Origin of the sequence: Sphingomonas sp. PAMC 26617 (genome assembly GCF_000242835.1) — a bacterium.
In the GTDB taxonomy this organism is placed as follows: domain Bacteria; phylum Pseudomonadota; class Alphaproteobacteria; order Sphingomonadales; family Sphingomonadaceae; genus Sphingomonas.
In genome coordinates this window covers 3,981,455-3,998,006 of the sequence record NZ_JH594425.1, presented here as the reverse complement: position 1 = coordinate 3,998,006, position 16,552 = coordinate 3,981,455, and the positions used below count along the sequence as shown (strand labels likewise).

18 protein-coding genes are annotated in these 16,552 nt (G+C 66.2%); 10 read left to right on the top strand and 8 right to left on the bottom strand.

All coding sequences use genetic code 11. From position 1 onward, the window contains the following. The first annotated feature begins 37 nt into the window (after positions 1-37). On the top strand, positions 38-1,939 hold the full coding sequence (gene dnaK, locus RH91_RS17715) for a molecular chaperone DnaK (protein WP_010164421.1): 1,902 nt from the start codon (positions 38-40) through the stop codon (positions 1,937-1,939). Positions 1,940-2,064: 125 nt separating this feature from the next. Next, the gene (gene dnaJ, locus RH91_RS17710; protein WP_010164418.1) at positions 2,065-3,198 is read left to right on the top strand and encodes a molecular chaperone DnaJ; all 1,134 of its coding nucleotides are present in this window, start codon (positions 2,065-2,067) and stop codon (positions 3,196-3,198) included. Positions 3,199-3,677: 479 nt separating this feature from the next. Here the strand turns inward: dnaJ and purB are convergent, their stop codons facing one another. Beyond that, positions 3,678-4,997 (bottom strand): adenylosuccinate lyase, encoded by a 1,320-nt coding sequence (purB, locus tag RH91_RS17705; protein WP_010164416.1) that lies wholly within the window; start codon positions 4,995-4,997, stop codon positions 3,678-3,680. Positions 4,998-5,232: 235 nt separating this feature from the next. On the opposite strand from purB, the gene RH91_RS17700 reads away from it, so the two are divergent. Further along, positions 5,233-5,685, top strand: a complete 453-nt coding sequence (locus tag RH91_RS17700) for an EF-hand domain-containing protein (RefSeq protein ID WP_010164415.1) — start codon at positions 5,233-5,235, stop codon at positions 5,683-5,685. Between the two features lie 283 nt (positions 5,686-5,968). Here the strand turns inward: RH91_RS17700 and arsH are convergent, their stop codons facing one another. The 5 genes from arsH to radC are packed head-to-tail and all read right to left on the bottom strand — an operon-like array spanning position 5,969 to position 9,543. Next, positions 5,969-6,706, bottom strand: a complete 738-nt coding sequence (gene arsH / locus RH91_RS17695; RefSeq protein ID WP_010164414.1) for an arsenical resistance protein ArsH — start codon at positions 6,704-6,706, stop codon at positions 5,969-5,971. 31 nt (positions 6,707-6,737) lie between these two features. Next, the gene (locus RH91_RS17690) at positions 6,738-8,024 is read right to left on the bottom strand and encodes an arsenic transporter (protein WP_010164413.1); all 1,287 of its coding nucleotides are present in this window, start codon (positions 8,022-8,024) and stop codon (positions 6,738-6,740) included. Then, the gene (arsC, locus tag RH91_RS17685; protein WP_010164412.1) at positions 8,024-8,446 is read right to left on the bottom strand and encodes an arsenate reductase (glutaredoxin); all 423 of its coding nucleotides are present in this window, start codon (positions 8,444-8,446) and stop codon (positions 8,024-8,026) included. The genes RH91_RS17690 and arsC overlap by 1 nt, the downstream gene beginning before the upstream one ends. 17 nt (positions 8,447-8,463) lie before the next feature. Then, positions 8,464-8,796 carry an ArsR/SmtB family transcription factor gene (locus tag RH91_RS17680; protein ID WP_010164411.1) on the bottom strand — a complete coding sequence of 111 codons (333 nt, stop codon included), beginning with the start codon at positions 8,794-8,796 and terminating at the stop codon, positions 8,464-8,466. A gap of 51 nt (positions 8,797-8,847) precedes the next feature. Next, the gene (radC, locus tag RH91_RS17675) at positions 8,848-9,543 is read right to left on the bottom strand and encodes a RadC family protein (RefSeq protein WP_010164408.1); all 696 of its coding nucleotides are present in this window, start codon (positions 9,541-9,543) and stop codon (positions 8,848-8,850) included. 195 nt (positions 9,544-9,738) lie between these two features. Here radC and RH91_RS17670 point away from each other — a divergent pair, with 195 nt between their 5' ends. The 6 genes from RH91_RS17670 (at position 9,739) to RH91_RS17645 (ending at position 12,584) form a co-directional block, all read left to right on the top strand. Further along, complete coding sequence (locus RH91_RS17670) at positions 9,739-10,032, top strand: AtpZ/AtpI family protein (RefSeq protein ID WP_010217632.1); 294 nt, start codon at positions 9,739-9,741, stop codon at positions 10,030-10,032. 20 nt (positions 10,033-10,052) lie between these two features. Then, positions 10,053-10,811, top strand: coding sequence for a F0F1 ATP synthase subunit A (locus RH91_RS17665; RefSeq protein ID WP_051116738.1), 759 nt, complete (start codon positions 10,053-10,055; stop codon positions 10,809-10,811). Positions 10,812-10,870: 59 nt separating this feature from the next. Then, entirely contained in the window at positions 10,871-11,083 is a 213-nt protein-coding gene (locus RH91_RS17660; protein WP_010164404.1) for a F0F1 ATP synthase subunit C, read from the top strand. A 19-nt stretch (positions 11,084-11,102) separates the two neighbouring features. Next, on the top strand, positions 11,103-11,597 hold the full coding sequence (locus RH91_RS17655) for a F0F1 ATP synthase subunit B family protein (RefSeq protein WP_010164403.1): 495 nt from the start codon (positions 11,103-11,105) through the stop codon (positions 11,595-11,597). Then, positions 11,590-12,144, top strand: coding sequence for a F0F1 ATP synthase subunit B family protein (locus RH91_RS17650; RefSeq protein ID WP_010164402.1), 555 nt, complete (start codon positions 11,590-11,592; stop codon positions 12,142-12,144). Before RH91_RS17655 ends, RH91_RS17650 begins: the two co-directional genes overlap by 8 nt. Before the next feature lie 116 nt (positions 12,145-12,260). Beyond that, complete coding sequence (locus tag RH91_RS17645) at positions 12,261-12,584, top strand: hypothetical protein (RefSeq protein ID WP_010164401.1); 324 nt, start codon at positions 12,261-12,263, stop codon at positions 12,582-12,584. 168 nt (positions 12,585-12,752) lie between these two features. On the opposite strand, the gene RH91_RS17640 is transcribed toward RH91_RS17645, so the two are convergent. Then, positions 12,753-13,082 (bottom strand): antibiotic biosynthesis monooxygenase, encoded by a 330-nt coding sequence (locus RH91_RS17640; protein ID WP_010164400.1) that lies wholly within the window; start codon positions 13,080-13,082, stop codon positions 12,753-12,755. A 217-nt stretch (positions 13,083-13,299) separates the two neighbouring features. On the opposite strand from RH91_RS17640, the gene uvrC reads away from it, so the two are divergent. Next, complete coding sequence (gene uvrC / locus RH91_RS17635; protein ID WP_010164399.1) at positions 13,300-15,222, top strand: excinuclease ABC subunit UvrC; 1,923 nt, start codon at positions 13,300-13,302, stop codon at positions 15,220-15,222. 7 nt (positions 15,223-15,229) lie between these two features. Here the strand turns inward: uvrC and RH91_RS17630 are convergent, their stop codons facing one another. Then, the gene (locus RH91_RS17630; RefSeq protein WP_010164397.1) at positions 15,230-16,321 is read right to left on the bottom strand and encodes an energy transducer TonB; all 1,092 of its coding nucleotides are present in this window, start codon (positions 16,319-16,321) and stop codon (positions 15,230-15,232) included. Between the last annotated feature and the right edge of the window lie 231 nt (positions 16,322-16,552).

Sequence of the window (16,552 nt, the reverse complement as noted above, 5' to 3'; positions counted from 1 at the left end):
CGCCAATTTTTTGACTGACGGGGGCCCAAGAGGACCAATGGCAAAAGTAATCGGAATCGATCTCGGCACGACCAACAGCTGCGTATCCGTCATGGAAGGCGGCAAGCCGAAGGTTATCGAAAACGCAGAGGGCGCGCGGACCACGCCGTCGATCGTCGCGTTCGCCAAGGATGGCGAGCGACTGGTCGGCCAGCCGGCCAAGCGCCAGGCAGTGACCAACCCCGAGAACACGATCTTCGCGGTGAAGCGGCTGATCGGCCGTCGTTTCGACGATCCGATCACCAAGAAGGACACCGAGCTGGTCCCGTACCACATCGTGCGCGGCAACAATGGTGACGCATGGGTCGGCGCGGGCGGCAAGGAATACAGCCCGTCGCAGATCTCGGCCTTCACGCTTCAGAAGATGAAGGAAACCGCGGAAGCCTATCTCGGCGAGACGGTCACGCAGGCGGTCATCACCGTGCCCGCATACTTCAACGACGCGCAGCGCCAGGCGACCAAGGACGCCGGGCAGATCGCCGGTCTCGAAGTGCTCCGCATCATCAATGAGCCGACGGCGGCAGCGCTCGCCTACGGTCTCGACAAGGACACCAACAAGACGATCGCGGTCTATGACCTCGGCGGCGGCACCTTCGACATCTCGATCCTCGAGATCGGCGATGGCGTGTTCGAAGTGAAGGCGACCAACGGCGACACCTTCCTCGGTGGCGAGGATTTCGACAACAAGCTGCTCAACTTCCTGTCGGACGACTTCAAGAAGGCGGAAGGGATCGACCTCACCAAGGACAAGCTGGCACTCCAGCGTCTGAAGGAAGCGGCCGAGAAGGCGAAGATCGAGCTGTCGTCGGCAGCCACGACCGAAGTCAATTTGCCGTTCATCACCGCGGACGCGACCGGCCCGAAGCATCTCGTCAAGGCGATCACGCGCTCGGATCTCGAGCGTCTGGTCGAGGACCTGATCCAGCGCACGCTCGAGCCGTGCAAGAAGGCGATGGCGGATGCGGGCGTCAAGGCGTCGGACATCAGCGAAGTCGTTCTCGTCGGCGGCATGACGCGCATGCCCAAGGTCCGTCAGGTCGTGAAGGACTTCTTCGGCAAGGAACCGCATTCGGGCGTCAACCCGGATGAGGTCGTTGCGATGGGTGCCGCGATCCAGGCCGGCGTGCTGCAGGGTGACGTCAAGGACGTGCTGCTGCTCGACGTGACGCCGCTGTCGCTGGGCATCGAGACGCTGGGTGGCGTGTTCACCCGGATGATCGATCGCAACACGACGATCCCGACCAAGAAGTCGCAGACCTATTCGACCGCGGACGACAACCAGGGTGCGGTGACCATCCGCGTGTTCCAGGGCGAGCGTGAAATGGCGGCGGACAACAAGATCCTCGGCCAGTTCGACCTGGTCGGCATCCCGCCCGCACCGCGCGGCGTGCCGCAGATCGAGGTCACGTTCGACATCGACGCCAACGGCCTCGTCAACGTGTCGGCGAAGGACAAGGGCACCGGCAAGGAGCAGCAGATCCGCATCCAGGCATCGGGTGGCCTGTCGGATCGCGACATCGAGCAGATGGTTCGCGACGCCGAGCAGTTCGCCGAGGACGACAAGAAGCGCCGTGCATCGGCCGAGGCGAAGAACAACGCCGAGAGCCTGATCCACACGACCGAGCGCCAGCTTGCCGACAATGCCGACAAGGTCGACGCCGCGCTCAAGGGTGAGATCGAAGCGGCGATCGCCGAAGCCAAGACCGCGGTCGAAGGTGGCGATCCCGAAGCGATGAAGGCCAAGGCCGAAGCGCTCGGCCAGGTTGCGATGAAGCTTGGTCAGGCGATCTACGAGAAGCAGGCGCAGGCCGACGCTTCGCCCGCCGCCGACGGTGCAGCGGCACCGAAGGACGACGTGGTCGACGCGGAATTCTCCGAAGTCGACGACACCAAGGCATAAGCACAAACGCCCTCTCTCGCTTGGCGGGGGAGGGCCGCCGGGCGCGGCGGTGGCGGGTTTGGGGCAGGGCGGATCGAACCGTTCGCTGTTCCACCCGCCACCGTCTCCCGGTCTGAGGGCCTGACATGAGCACCGAAGTCGATTTCTACGAACTGCTCGAAATCGAGCGCACCGCCGACGACGGGACGATCAAGACGTCCTATCGCAAGCTGGCGATGAAATATCACCCGGACCGCAACCCCGGTTGCAAGGATTCCGAGGCGCATTTCAAGGCGATCAGCGAGGCGTATGATTGTCTCAAGGATCCGCAGAAGCGCGCGGCCTATGATCGCTTCGGCCACGAGGCCTTCCGTCAGGGTGGCGGCGGTGGCGGTCGTGGCGGCGGCGGCGCACAGGACTTCGGCGCCTTCTCCGATATTTTCGAGAACATCTTCGGCGAGTTCATGGGCGGCCAGCGCGGTGGCGGTGGCGCGCAGGGACCGCGGCGCGGCGCGGACTTGCGTTACGACATGGAAATCACGCTCGAGGACGCGTTCCACGGCAAGTCGACCGACATCACGATCGACGTGTCGGGCGTATGCGAGGTCTGCGAGGGCAGCGGCGCGACCCGCGGGACCGTCGCCAAGACCTGCGCGACCTGCCACGGCCACGGCAAGGTCCGCGCGCAGCAGGGCTTCTTCGTGGTCGAGCGGACGTGCCCGAGCTGTCACGGCGCGGGGCAGACGATCGCGGATCCATGCGGCGCGTGCCACGGCGAGGGCCGGATCGACCAGACCAAGACGCGCACCGTCAACATCCCCGCAGGGGTCGACGAAGGCACGCGCGTCCGCCTGACCGGCGAGGGCGAGGCGGGGCTGCGCGGCGCGCCGGCGGGCGATCTCTACATTTTCCTCCATGTCGCGCGGCATCCGCTGTTCGAGCGCGAAGGCACCACGCTGTTCGCGCGCACGCCGATCAGCTTCACCACGGCGGCATTGGGCGGCGAAGTCACCATTCCGGGGCCGGACGGGGTGAATTACGCGATCAAGATTCCTGCCGGCACGCAGTCCGGACGCGAGCTGCGCCAGCGCGGTGCGGGCATGCCGGTGTTGCAGGGTCGCGGTCGCGGCGATCTGGTGATCCGCGTCGAGGTCGAGACCCCGACCAGCCTCACCGCGCGCCAGCGCGAGTTGCTCGAGGAATTCCGCGCGACCGAGACGGGTAAGGAATGCCCGCAGACGAGCGGGTTCTTCAAGAAGGTGAAGAGCGCCTGGGTGTGAGGCGGGGGTAATGCTCGAAGGGGGTGGCGTAAGCGGGTGCAAGAAAGCGCTATCCCCCTCATCTGCTACTTCCCCGGCGAAGGCCGGGGCCCAGTAGTGAGACAGAAGAGCCTCAAGCGCTGTGCTTCGTTACCTCGGCCATCTCGACTGGGCCCCGGCCTTCGCCGGGGAAGTGGGTGGTAGGGAACAGGCTCGCGCCAAATATCAGGATAGTAAAAAAGCGCTTCTCCCGCCCCTTATAACAAGGGGCGGTCGAGCGGTCGGTGGTTAGAAGATCAGGACTTCCGCCACCAGCGCGACACCGGCAGCAGCGATCAGGCCGCTGGCCAGGGTTTGCAAAATGCGCATCGTGGGTCTCCGTGCCGGATCATCCCGGCACGGAGGCATTTGGAGATTGTTGCTTAGGCAAGCAACATTGTTACGCGCATTCGCAGGTGCAGCATTTGCACGTCGGAATGCCTTATTTCGTCGACGAACTGTTAACGCTTCGCCCCGAACACCCGCGCGAAGATCGTGTCGACGTGCTTCAGGTGATAGCCGAGATCGAACTTGTCCTCGATCTCCGGGACCGACAGCGCGGCGGTCACTTCCGGATCGGCCTTGAGCAGTTCGAGCAGCGACAGTTCGCCATCCGATTCCCACACCTTCATCGCATTGCGCTGGACGAGGCGATACGAATCCTCGCGGCTCACCCCGGCCTGCGTCAGCGCGAGCAGAACGCGCTGCGAATGGACGAGACCGCCCATCTTGTTGAGATTCTTTTCCATCCGCACCGGGTAAACGAGCAGCTTCTCGATCACCCCGGTCATCCGGCCGAGCGCGAAGTCGAGCGTGATCGTCGCATCCGGGCCGATGTACCGCTCGACCGAGGAATGGCTGATGTCGCGCTCATGCCACAAAGCGACATTCTCGAGCGCGGGGGTGACATAGCCGCGCACCATCCGCGCAAGACCGGTGAGGTTCTCGGTCAGCACCGGGTTGCGCTTGTGCGGCATCGCCGACGAGCCCTTCTGGCCGGGCGAGAAATACTCTTCCGCTTCCAGCACTTCGGTGCGCTGCAAATGGCGCACTTCGGTCGCGAGCCGCTCGATCGACGAGGCGATCACGCCTAGGGTCGCGAAGAACATCGCGTGGCGATCGCGCGGGATGACCTGGGTCGAGACCGGTTCGACCGTCAGGCCGAGCTTGGCGGCGACATGTTCCTCGACGCGCGGGTCAATGTTGGCGAAGGTGCCGACCGCACCCGAGATCGCGCAGGTCGCGATATCGGCGCGCGCCGCGACCAGGCGCTCGCGGTTGCGCGCGAATTCGGCATAGGCCTGCGCGAGTTTGAGGCCGAACGTCACCGGCTCGGCATGGATGCCGTGGCTGCGCCCGATCGTCGGGGTCATCTTGTGTTCGTGCGCGCGGACCGACAGCGCGGCGAGCAGCGCATCGATATCCGCGATCAGCAAATCCGCCGCCTGTGCGAGCTGCACCGCAAGGCAGGTGTCGAGCACGTCCGAGGAGGTCATCCCCTGATGCATGAAGCGCGCTTCGTCGCCGACCTGCTCCGCGACCCACGTCAGGAACGCGATCACGTCATGCTTGGTGACCGCCTCGATCGCGTCGATTGCGGCGACGTCGATCTCGGGCTTGGTCGCCCACCACGCCCAGAGCGCGTCCGCCGCCTTGCGCGGGACGACGCCGAGGTCGGCGAGCGCCTCGGTCGCATGCGCCTCGATCTCGAACCAGATGCGGAAACGCGCCTCGGGCGTCCAGATCGCGGTCATGGCGGGGCGGGAGTAGCGGGGGACCATCGGGATTCCTTCGGCAAGCGGGCGTGGATCGGAACGCGCCAGACACAGGGCCGGATCGGCCCATCGTGGATTCGGCACGCATCTGGACGAGCGGGGGGGTAGCAGGGACGGGCCGAGGCTTCAAATCGGGCGTTCCCAGGCTCCTGCCATAGCATTGCGGAGAAGCCGGGAGCATAAGGACGCATCGGATCCGCCGGGCAGGGAACCCCCCGGATCCCGACCAAGGAGATGCGTAATGTTCAAGTCCATCGTTATTGCGAGTGCGGTTCTGATTTCAGCGCCGGTATTCGGTCAGACCACGCAACCTGCAGCCGCAGTCCCTCCCGGCGCGCAGCAAGGGGCCACGAATATTGATGCCAACTCGTCGGCACCATCGTCGCAGGGTGCGGCTCCGGCCGAATCGACTCCGGCGCAGACCACGACCGCGCAGGCCGCCTCCGGCGCGCAGGTCGCAGAAGTCGTCGGCACCGAATTCCCGACCTATGACAAGGACGGCGACGGCGCGCTCAGCGCGAAGGAGTTTGGCGCGTGGATGGTGACGCTCAAGACCGCGAGCGACCCGTCGACCAAGGCAACCGCCCCCGCGACCAAGACCTGGATCGCCCAGGCGTTCGCGCAGGCGGACGTCGACAAGAACCGTAAGGTCTCCAAGGGCGAGCTGACGACGTTCCTGTCGGCAGCGGCCTGATCCAGGGCGCACGCCGCGCAAACGGCGTGCACCTCCCAACCAACCGTTCGTTTCGAGCGAAGTCGAGAAGCCCGGCACAGCGCGGGTTTCTCGGCTTCGCTCGCGTTGCGGCCCGGGCCTCAGAGGGAAAGAGGGCTGGCTTACACTGTACAGCTTCCCCGCCCCGTTCGCTTCGAGCGAAGTCGAGAAGCAGCCACAGGCACCGTGCCAGGATTCTCGACTACGCTCGAAACGAACGGGTGGGGAAGGGTCTGATCCCGGCGAGTGTCGGCGTACCTCAATCCTACCGACCTGCGATGCTCGAAAGGTCGGTCGCCGGGTCGATCACCCGCCCGGCGTCCTTGCGCTCGGAATACCGGTCGACCAGCTGCGCGCCATGCGGCCGCAGCAAGACGGTGAAGCGCACCAGTTCCTCCATCACATCGACGATCCGATCATAATAGGACGACGGCTTCATGCGCCCGTCCTCGTCGAATTCGGCGAACGCCTTGGCGACGCTCGACTGGTTGGGGATCGTCACCATCCGCATCCACCGGCCGAGGATGCGCAGCGTATTGACGCTGTTGAACGATTGCGACCCCGCAGACACCTGCATCACCGCCAGCGTCCGCCCCTGCGTCGGGCGCATTCCACCCATTGCGAGGGGAAGGTGGTCGATCTGCAGCTTCATGATCCCGGTGATCTGCCCGTGGCGTTCGGGGCTGCACCAGACATGCCCCTCCGACCACAGCGATAGCGCGCGCAGTTCGTGGACCGCGGGATGATCGTCGCCCGCGACCTGATCGGGGAGCGGCAGGGTCGAGGGATCGAAGATCCGCGTCTCGCACCCGAAAAATTGCAACAGCCGCGCGGCTTCCTCGACGCAAAGCCGCGAGAAGGAGCGTTCGCGGAGCGAACCGTAGAGCAGCAGGATTCGCGGCGGCGGATCGCTCGGCCCCAGCCCTAGCGCGGGGCGGCGATGCGCATAGCGCGGATCGAGTGCGGGGAGGTGATCGGGATCGGCAAGCAGGCGAAGCGGCATCAGCGCACCTCTTTAATGGGAGGGAGCGGAATCATGCCAGGCTCAACCGAAGCGCCAGTGCAGCGAGGGTGACCAGCAGCACCGGGATCGTCAGCGTCGCGCCGATGCGGAAGTAATAGCCCCAGCCGATCCGGATCCCTTTCTGCCCCAGCACGTGCAGCCACAGCAGCGTTGCGAGCGAGCCGATCGGCGTGATCTTCGGGCCAAGGTCGCAGCCGATGACATTGGCATAGACCATCGCTTCCCGGACCAGCCCGGTTGCGTGCGTCGCCTCGATCGAGAGCGCGCCGACCAGCACCGTCGGCATGTTGTTCATCACCGACGACAGCAGCGCCGCAAGAATCCCGGTGCCGAACGCCGCGCCCCACACGCCGCCCTGCGCGCTGCGATCGAGCAGCACAGCGAGATGATCGGTCAGCCCCGCGTTGCGCAGGCCATAGACCACCAGATACATGCCGAGCGAGAAGACCACGACCTGCCACGGCGCACCGCGCAGCACCGTTCGCGTTGCGATCACATTGCCGCGCGCGGCGATCCCCAGTAGCAGCAGCGCCCCCGCCGCCGCGATCGCGCTGACCGGCACGCCGAGCGGCTCGAGCACGAAGAACCCGACGAGCAACGCGCCGAGCACGACCCATCCCGCCTTGAACGTCGCCGGATCGCGAATCGCCGCAGCGGGCGTGCGCAGTTGCTCGACGGGATAGCGCGCCGGAATATCCCGGCGGAAATACAGCGACAGCACGACCAGCGTCGCCGCGATCGATGCGAGGTCGACCGGCACCATCACCGAGGCGTAGCGCGCGAACCCGATCCGGAAGAAGTCGGCCGAGACGATGTTGACGAGGTTGGAAACGATCAGCGGCAGGCTCGCGGTATCGGCGATGAAGCCCGCCGCCATTACGAAGGCAAGCGTCGCCTTGTCGCGATACCCCAGCGCACGCAGCATCGCGATCACGATCGGCGTCAGGATCAGCGCCGCGCCGTCATTCGCGAACAGCGCGGAGACGGTCGCGCCCAGCAGCACGATCAGCACGAACAGCCGCCGCCCGTGCCCGCCGCCCCAGCGCGCGACATGGAGCGCGGCCCATTCGAAGAAGCCCGCCTCGTCCAACAACAGGCTGACGATGATGATCGCGACGAAGGTCGCTGTCGCATTCCAAACGATGCCCCAGACCACCGGGATGTCGGACAGCGACACCACCCCCGCGAGCAGCGCGACCCCCGCGCCGCCAAGCGCGCTCCAGCCGATGCCAAGCCCGCGCGGTTGCCAGATGACGAGCGTGATCGTGGCGATGAAGATCGCGAGCGCGAGCAGCATCAGGCGATGCGCTGCCCGGCGGCATCGACGACCTGTTCGCCGTCTTCCTTGGCGAACGCGGCTTGCTGCGGGGTGGGGAGCAGGTCGAGCACCGCTTCGGACGGACGGCACAGTTTCACGCCCAGCGGGGAGACGACGAGCGGGCGGTTGATCAGGATCGGGTGCGCCATCATCGCATCGACCAGCGCGGCGTCGGACAGCGTTTCGTCATCGAGCCCGAGCTCGGCATAGGGCGTGCCCTTTTCGCGGAGCAGCGCGCGCGGCGTGATCCCAGCGCGCTCGACCAGCGCGACGAGCATGGCGCGCGACGGCGGGGTCTTGAGATATTCGACGACATGCGGTTCGATCCCGGCGTTGCGGATCATCGCGAGCGTGTTGCGCGAGGTGCCGCAGGCGGGGTTGTGGTAGACGATGATGTCCATGGTCACGGTGCGGTCCTTCAGCAGCAGGGGGCAAGTTCGGCGAGCAGCGGGGTGCACAATTCCTGGTTGCCCGCGCAGCAATCCTGGACGAGGAACAGCATCATCTTGCGCACCGAATCGATATCGGCGCGGTAGAAGATCGTGCGACCCTTGCGCTCGAACCGCACCAGCCCCGAGCGGGTCAGGATCGCGAGATGCGCCGACATGGTGTTTTGCGGCACGCCGAGCTGGCGTGCGACTTCCCCGGCGGGCAGGCCGTCGGGCACGTGGCGCATCAGCAGCCGGAAGGTATCGAGTCGAGTCCCCTGGGCGAGTGCGCCGAGCCCGGCGATGGCGAGAGCTGATTCCATGTATCCAGAATAGCGGATGCGACGGTCAGCGCAAGAGTTGCCGCGGGCGAATCACAGCAATCCCATCGCCCGCAGGCTGGAATGCCCCGACGCGGCGATGATGACGTGATCGTGCAGCGCGATCCCCATCCGCTTCCCCGCCTCGGCGACGCGTCGGGTAATGTCGATGTCGGCGCGGCTCGGGGCGGGGTCGCCGCTCGGATGGTTGTGGACGAGGATGATCGCCGCCGAGCCGAGGTCGATCGCGCGGCGGATCACCTCGCGGACATAGAGCGCCGCCTCGTCGATCGACCCGTCGCTCATCACTTCGTCGCGCAGCAGCATGTTGCGCGCGTTGAGGTGGAGCACACGGACTCGTTCATTGGTACGATGCGCCATATCGGCGTGGAGATAATCGAGCAAAGCCTGCCAGCTCGCCAGCACCGGACGCGTACTCGCCTCGACCCGCAGCAGCCGCAAGGCGGTCGCCTGGACGATGCGGATCGCCGCGGCGGAGGTGTCGCCCATGCCCGGCATCCGCAGCAACGCCTCGGGTTCGGCGGTGAACAGCCCGCCGATCCCGCCGAACTCGGCGAGCAACGCCTTGGCCAGCGGCTTGGTGTCGCGCCGCGGGATCGCCAGCGCGAGCAGATATTCGACCAGTTCGTGATCGAGCAGCGCCTCGCCGCCCTGCTGGAACAGCCGCTGACGCAGGCGGGCGCGGTGTCCGGTCTGGTCCGGGAGGGCGGGGGCGGGGCCGGTCATCATCGCCAGACGTATCGTTACGCTTGCGACGAAGCAACGCATTGGCGGACGTAGGCGCGCGGAAGGACCGGACCGCGACCAATGGTTGACACCCCCCGGCCAGCTTCCTAAACGATCCGTCACACGGGAGGCTTCCTCCTGTTTTCCGAACATACCGTCGCGGTGCCAGACAGCACGGCGGCGTTTTCTTATCAGGACATGCGCCCCTTGGCCGATAACCGCCCGACCGACGACCTCGACGCCCGCATTGCTTCGGCACGTGCGGCATCGCAGTCGCATGGCCGTGGCGCGGTGCCGCAGGCGAAGGGCTATGGTCAGGGCACTCGTGTTCTTGCGCTATTGCTCGGCGCGCTGCTTGGCGGTGGGATCCTGGGCTGGGCGCTCGATTCGTGGTTCGGCACCAGTCCGTGGGCTTTGCTCATCGTGCTGGCGCTGGCCGTCGTCGGGGCGTTCATGAACATCATCAAGATTTCGAAGGAGCGCGCGGAGTGAGCGCCGGCAAAATCGATCCGATGGAACAGTTCATGGTGGAGCCCGTCCTCGGGCGCCATCTCTCGCTGTTCGGCTACGACGTCTCCTTCACCAACTCGGCGCTATTCATGGTCGTCGTGTTCGTGGTGCTCGCGGTGTTCATGGCGGGCGGGCTCAAGCGCCAGCTCATCCCCGGCCGCTGGCAGGTGATGGCCGAGAATGCGGTGAGCTTCATCGATTCGATGGTCACCGTGAATATCGGCTCGGGCGGCAAGAAGTTCGCGCCGTACATCTTCTCGCTGTTCTTCTTCATCCTGTTCGCCAACCTGATCGGCGTCCTGCCGCTCGCGATCCTGCCGGGGCTGCACACCTTCGCGGTGACCAGCCATATCACCGTCACCGCGATCCTGGCGTTCCTGTCGTTCGCGATCGTGCTGGTCGTCGGCTTCGCGAAGCACGGCTTCAAGTTCTTCTCGCTGTTCGTGCCGCACGGCGCGCCCGGCTGGCTGATGCCCGTCATCATCCCGGTCGAGTTCGTGTCGTTCATGGTCCGCCCGTTCAGCCTCGCGCTGCGACTGTTCGTCGCGATGACTGCCGGGCACATCCTGCTCGAAGTGTTCGGCAGCTTCGTCGTTCAGGGCATTAATGCCGGCGGGGCGCTCGGCCCGGTCGTCAGCGTGCTCAGCTTCGTCATGATCGTCGGCGTCAGCGCGCTCGAGCTGCTGGTCTGCGCGATCCAGGCGTATGTTTTTGCATTGCTCACGTCGCTGTACCTGCACGACGCGGTGCACCTGCACTAATCCTTTCAACACCCATCTGACTGTATTCTAAGGAGCTTATGATGACTGATCTTGGTGCAATGTACATCGGTGCCGGCCTGGCAGCGATCGGTGTCGGCCTCGCGGCACTCGGCGTCGGCAACGTGTTCGGTTCGTTCCTCGAGGGCGCACTCCGCAACCCGGGCGCAGCAGACGGCCAGCAGGGTCGCCTGTTCATCGGCTTCGCAGCATCGGAGCTGCTCGGCCTGATCGCGTTCGTCGTCGCGATCCTCATCCTCTTCGTCGTCAAGTAAGACAGAGCGAGCGCATCCGATGCCGCAGCTTTCCCAGATCGGTGAGATCTACGCCTCCCAGCTCTTCTGGCTGGCGATCGTATTCGCGCTGATCTATTTCGGGATCGGCAAGGCGATGGTCCCCAAGATCGAGGCGACGATCGACGATCGTAACGGCCGGATCGAAGGTGACCTCGCCGCGGCAGAGGCTGCGCGCGCGCAGGCGCATGCCGTCGAGGCCGCCTATCAGACCGGGCTCGAAAGCGCCCGGTCCAAGGCAGCAACGGCGCTGGGCGAAGCCAAGGCGCGGGCGACCGCGAATACCGAGGCCCGGCTCAAGGCAAGCGACGCGGCGCTGCACGACCAGCTGGTCGCTGCAACCGCGCAGGTCGAAGCGTCCAAGACGCAGGCCGTCGCCGAGATTGAAACTGCAACGACCGATGCGGTCGAGGCGATCGTCGCCAAGCTTTCGGGCGTGGCGGTCGACCGTTCGACGATCGCGGCACGCGTGAAGACGGAATTGGCGCATGGCTGAGCAACCGACCGTCACCACCGCCACCACGCGCGGTGTGGTGGAACTGCATCACGAACCGACCGCACTGGGCATCAACGCCGCGGGCTGGGTCGCGCTGTCGATGCTCGTCGTCTTCGCCATCCTGCTCTGGCAGAAGGTGCCGGGGATGGTGGCAAAGATGCTCGATGGCCAGATCGAGAAGATCAAGTCGCAGCTGGACAAGGCGTCGCGGTTGCGCGCCGAGGCCGAAGCGATGCTCACCGCCGCGAAGCAGCGCGACGCGGCAAGCGCTGGCGATGCCGCAGCGATCGTCAAGCATGCAGAGGCCGAGGCAGCAGCGATGCTCGCCAAGGCAGAAGCCGATCTGACCGAACTCGTCGCCCGTCGCCAGACGATGGCGCAGGACCAGATCGCCGCCGCCCAGCGCGGTGCGATCGCCGAGGTTCGGGCGCAGGCGGCGGATGCCGCGGCGCGTGCCGCCTCGTCGATCATCGCCGAACGTCACGGCGCGGACGCCGACAAGGCGCTCGTCGACCGGACGATCGCCGGGCTCGGTCGCCTCAACTGAAATCACGGCCGGATCGGGGGCGACCTCGTTCCGACGCCTCATTCTAAATGTCACACGTCCGGGTTAGGGTCAGGATGACGGCGATTCGCGCCGTGATCCTGCAATGAGGCCCTGCCATGAAATCTGCCGTTCTCGCCGCGATCGTCGTCCTGACCGCGACGCCGCTGGCCGCGCAAACCACCGCGCCGACTGCACCGGTCGCACCCGCTGCTGCAGCGACCCCCGTTGCCAAATTCACGCTCGATACGCCGATCGAAACGATCGCGTCCGACCCCGTGGCGAAGAAGGTCCTCGACACCGACCTCGACAACATCACCGCGCATCCGATGTACGATCAGTTCAAGAGCATGTCGCTTTCGCAGGTCCAGCCGTTGTCGCAGGGCGCGCTGAGTGATGCGGCGCTGGCGAAGGTCAAGGCGGATCTGGCGGCGCTGAAGTAGGCGCGGCGATCGGGGTGGCAGGCTGGTCGTACAGACGGGGCTGCCACACCAATTCAAGTTCCGAAGCCCGGTTGCCGCTCTAACTGAACGTAAACACTTCAGGCCGTTCGAAACGAACGGGATGGACAGGGCGGGCCAGATGGCGGGATCCGGGGTAGAGAAGCGCCGTCAAACCGTGCGCCCCCGCTCCCGCCAGATCGCGTGGATCTCACTCCACTCGGGCGCAACGTCCGCCTCGTATCCCAGCACCGCGCCCGTCGCGATCCCGTGAAACGCCTTCATCGCGCGCAGATGCGCGCCGCTGCGCAGATAGGCGAGCATTGCGGCGCGGTCGGTCCACACGGTCATCGTGTGATGCACCCCGTCGATCCGCCGCGCCTCGGCGCGCAAATTTCCGGGCGCAGTCTGCGCCTGGCGCATCGACCCCACCGCATGCCAGGCAAAGCGCGGGAAGCTGAGCGGGCCCTTGAGGCGCAGTCCGGTGATCGAGATGTACATGCGCAAATCCTAGCCGTTATCGATTTACGCGGTACGCCGCTCTCTCGGCGTCTCGCCTCCCGCCGTTCGTTTCGCGCGCAGTCGAGAGGCACGGCGCAAGGCAGCGTGCGCGACGTTGGTCGACACGAACGGGCAGGGGTAGAGGCGTCTTGCCAGCCTGTGGGCCCTTGCAACGAAAGCGTGGCATCCGCCAGCGGGAATCCCTAGATCGTCGGTAATGTCCGATCCCAATGCCCCGACCCGCTTCAACGAAGACAAGGCCACCTTCACCGTCCGCGGCAGCGACGCGCCCGATATCGAGGCGGGCGTCGCCGCGATCCGCAACGTGCTGGCAACGCTGCCGATACGGCCGGGTGTGTATCGCATGCTTGATGCACGCGGGGAGGTGCTCTACGTCGGCAAGGCGCGCGCGCTCAAGAACCGCGTGACCAATTACACGCAGGTCGACCGGCTGACCAAGCGGCTCCAGCGGATGGTCGCGCAGACGCGCTCGATGATGATCGTCACGACCAACAACGAGGCCGAGGCGTTGCTGCTCGAGGCGCAGCTGATCAAGCGCTATCGCCCGGCGTACAACGTGCTGCTGCGCGACGACAAAAGCTTCCCGTTCATCCTGCTCCGCGCCGACCACGATTTTCCGCGCATCCAGAAGCACCGCGGCGCGCGCCGCGCCAAGGGCAATTATTACGGACCGTTCGCCAGCGCGGGGTCGGTCAACAACACGCTCAACGCGTTGCAGAAGCTGTTCCTGCTGCGGAGCTGCACCGACGGTTTCTTCAAGAACCGCGACCGGCCATGCCTGCTGTACCAGATCAAGCGCTGCTCCGCGCCGTGCGTCGGTCGAATCGACACCGATGGCTATGCCGAGCTCGTCGCGGACGCCAAGGCGTTTCTCGCGGGCAAATCGACCGAGGTGCAGGCCAAGCTCGGCGCGCAGATGCAGACCGCCGCCCAGAACATGGATTTCGAGCTCGCCGCGATCATTCGCGATCGCCTTCGCGCGCTGACGTTCATCCAGGGCAGCCAGGCGATCAACGCCGAGGGGCTGGGCGATGCCGACATCTTCGCGATGGCGTGCAAGAACGGCGTGATCGGGATCCAGGCGTTCTTCATCCGTGGCGGGCAGAACTGGGGCCACCGCAGCTTCTTCCCCGCGCACACCGCCGACGTGCCCGAGGACGAGATCTTCACCGGCTTTCTCGCGCAATTCTACGAGGAGGTGCCGCCGCCGCGGACGATCCTGCTCGACCGCGAACTGACCGAAGCCGAATTGCTCGGCGAGGCGCTCGGCGCGCAGGCGGGGTTCAAGGTCGCGCTGTCGATGCCGCAGCGGGGCACGCGCCGCAAACTGCTCGAACAGGCGAAGCGCAACGCCGAGGAAGCGCTCGACCGTCGTCTCGCGGAGAGCACGACGCAGGCCAAATTGCTGCGCGAAGTCGCCGAGCTGTTCGACCTGCCCGAACCGCCCGACCGGATCGAAGTGTACGACAACAGCCATATCCAGGGCACCAACGCGCTCGGCGCAATGGTCGTCGCGGGGCCGGAGGGGTTCCGCAAGGGCCAGTATCGCAAGTTCAACATCAAGAACCCCGACACGATCCCGGGCGACGATTTCGGAATGATGCGCGAGGTGTTCGGCCGCCGGTTCGCGCGCGCGCAGGCGGACGACCCCGACCGCGATTCGGGCGACTGGCCCGATCTCGTACTGATCGACGGCGGGCGCGGGCAGCTCAATGCGGTGAAGGGCGTGCTCGAGGAACTCGGGATCGAGGACGTCGTGCTCGTCGGGATCGCCAAGGGGCCGCATCACGGGCGTGACGGGCGCGAGGTGTTCCACATGCTCGACGGGCGCGAGTTCCAGTTGCCTGTCAACGCGCCGGTGCTGTTCTACCTCCAGCGGCTGCGCGACGAGGTCCACCGTTTCGCGATCGGCGCGCACCGCGCGAAGCGCGCGAAGGCGATCGGCGCGTCGCCGCTCGACGATGTGCCCGGCATCGGCCCCGCGCGGAAGAAGGCGTTGCTGATGCATTTCGGCACCGCGCGCGCGGTCCGCAACGCAAGCCTCGACGATCTCCAGCGCGCCCCCGGCGTGAGCGCGGCGGTGGCGCAGCAACTGTACGACTTCTTCCACTCCCGCTGAGGGGTGCTCAACCGTGGTGTGTCCCGGCGGGGAGGCGGAAGCGGACCCGGGTCACGCAGCCGCGATACCCGGTTTCACTTGGCAGGACCGCAGCGCTCGTCAACGCGGCGACCGCGGTTTCGCCGAAGGCCGCGGCGGGTTCGGACGCCAGCACCCGGACGTTCCCGATCGCACCCCACGGCGCGGTATCGTAACGCACTGCCGCGACGCCCTCGATCCGCCGTCGCTGGAATGCCCTGGGATAGGCCTGGCCGGACAGCAGCCCCGAAATCGTCTTCGGGTCGATCCGGCAGGCGGGGATCGTGTCGTCGGTGCCGGGCGGCGTATCCGCGGGAAAGTCCGCCGGCACCGCGGGGCGACTGCCGACGCGGAAGTAATGATAGAGGCAACCGATGCGCGCGGTGCCCGGCGCGTAGCGATTGCGCGCCAGCGCGTTCTCGCCCGCGCGGTCGAGCGCGGTGGTCGCGGACGACCCGAGCAGGCGGACGTTGCGCGGGGTTCCGTCGGGCATGACGTCGAACGCGAAAAACGCCCACGCCCAGTCCCCCGGCGGCACCGCGATCGTCTCGAACGCAGGGTTGTTGAGCGCACGAAATTGCCCGGGACCGCGCACGCAGGTCGATCCGCTCGGGCGGATCCGGTCATAGACCTCGGGCGGCGCGGCGAGCGGTCCGGGACGACTGGCCAGCGCGTACAGCGTCTGGAGCGGGACCTCGGCAACCGCGGTCAGGCTGGTCGCGAAATCGACGGTACACGTGCGCTGCTGCCCCGCCGCGAAGCGCGACGCAGCGATGGATGGCGCGAGATCGCTCCGGTCGAGATAGAAGAGGGGCTGGACGGGAGACGTGTCCGGCCGGATCGTACCGGGCTGGCCGTTGGCGTCGATCGTGAAGACGTAGCGGAGGACCGGCAGCGGCTGGGAGGGGCTGGCGGCACGGAATCGCGAGACAACGTTCGGCATCGGGGCGACCAGCACGGCACCGGCGAGTGCTTTCCCATCACAGGTGACAGGTCCGGGGGCGAACCGCTCGATTTCGACCACGCGCGCGTTTGCCGGTGACGTGACGGCGATGATCGGCGGTGGTGGCGGAACCGTCATGCTGCTGAACCCCCGAGCCTGTGCGTCTCCCGCGCTATTATCCTGATCCCCGGAACGACACAACGCCCGGTCTTGATCGCCCTCCGCCGCGAAAAACGAACGGACTGCGGCGCTCACCCGAATTCATGGCGCGGCGCTTCTGGTAAATCTGGCCGTAACGGTCCATTACGATGCGGGGGCGCTAGGGATATCTGCCACATCGGGACGGTCTTTCGATCGTGCCGTCCGGCC

Excerpts from the sequence above, each read along its gene's own strand:
- dnaK (WP_010164421.1), top strand. The coding sequence starts at position 38 with ATGGCAAAAGTAATCGGAATCGATCTCGGCACGACCAACAGCTGCGTA.
- dnaJ (WP_010164418.1), top strand. The coding sequence starts at position 2,065 with ATGAGCACCGAAGTCGATTTCTACGAACTGCTCGAAATCGAGCGCACC.
- purB (WP_010164416.1), bottom strand. The coding sequence starts at position 4,997 with ATGGTCCCCCGCTACTCCCGCCCCGCCATGACCGCGATCTGGACGCCC.
- RH91_RS17700 (WP_010164415.1), top strand. The coding sequence starts at position 5,233 with ATGTTCAAGTCCATCGTTATTGCGAGTGCGGTTCTGATTTCAGCGCCG.
- arsH (WP_010164414.1), bottom strand. The coding sequence starts at position 6,706 with ATGCCGCTTCGCCTGCTTGCCGATCCCGATCACCTCCCCGCACTCGAT.
- RH91_RS17690 (WP_010164413.1), bottom strand. The coding sequence starts at position 8,024 with ATGCTGCTCGCGCTCGCGATCTTCATCGCCACGATCACGCTCGTCATC.
- arsC (WP_010164412.1), bottom strand. The coding sequence starts at position 8,446 with ATGGACATCATCGTCTACCACAACCCCGCCTGCGGCACCTCGCGCAAC.
- RH91_RS17680 (WP_010164411.1), bottom strand. The coding sequence starts at position 8,796 with ATGGAATCAGCTCTCGCCATCGCCGGGCTCGGCGCACTCGCCCAGGGG.
- radC (WP_010164408.1), bottom strand. The coding sequence starts at position 9,543 with ATGATGACCGGCCCCGCCCCCGCCCTCCCGGACCAGACCGGACACCGC.
- RH91_RS17670 (WP_010217632.1), top strand. The coding sequence starts at position 9,739 with ATGCGCCCCTTGGCCGATAACCGCCCGACCGACGACCTCGACGCCCGC.
- RH91_RS17665 (WP_051116738.1), top strand. The coding sequence starts at position 10,053 with ATGGAACAGTTCATGGTGGAGCCCGTCCTCGGGCGCCATCTCTCGCTG.
- RH91_RS17660 (WP_010164404.1), top strand. The coding sequence starts at position 10,871 with ATGTACATCGGTGCCGGCCTGGCAGCGATCGGTGTCGGCCTCGCGGCA.
- RH91_RS17655 (WP_010164403.1), top strand. The coding sequence starts at position 11,103 with ATGCCGCAGCTTTCCCAGATCGGTGAGATCTACGCCTCCCAGCTCTTC.
- RH91_RS17650 (WP_010164402.1), top strand. The coding sequence starts at position 11,590 with ATGGCTGAGCAACCGACCGTCACCACCGCCACCACGCGCGGTGTGGTG.
- RH91_RS17645 (WP_010164401.1), top strand. The coding sequence starts at position 12,261 with ATGAAATCTGCCGTTCTCGCCGCGATCGTCGTCCTGACCGCGACGCCG.
- RH91_RS17640 (WP_010164400.1), bottom strand. The coding sequence starts at position 13,082 with ATGTACATCTCGATCACCGGACTGCGCCTCAAGGGCCCGCTCAGCTTC.
- uvrC (WP_010164399.1), top strand. The coding sequence starts at position 13,300 with ATGTCCGATCCCAATGCCCCGACCCGCTTCAACGAAGACAAGGCCACC.
- RH91_RS17630 (WP_010164397.1), bottom strand. The coding sequence starts at position 16,321 with ATGACGGTTCCGCCACCACCGCCGATCATCGCCGTCACGTCACCGGCA.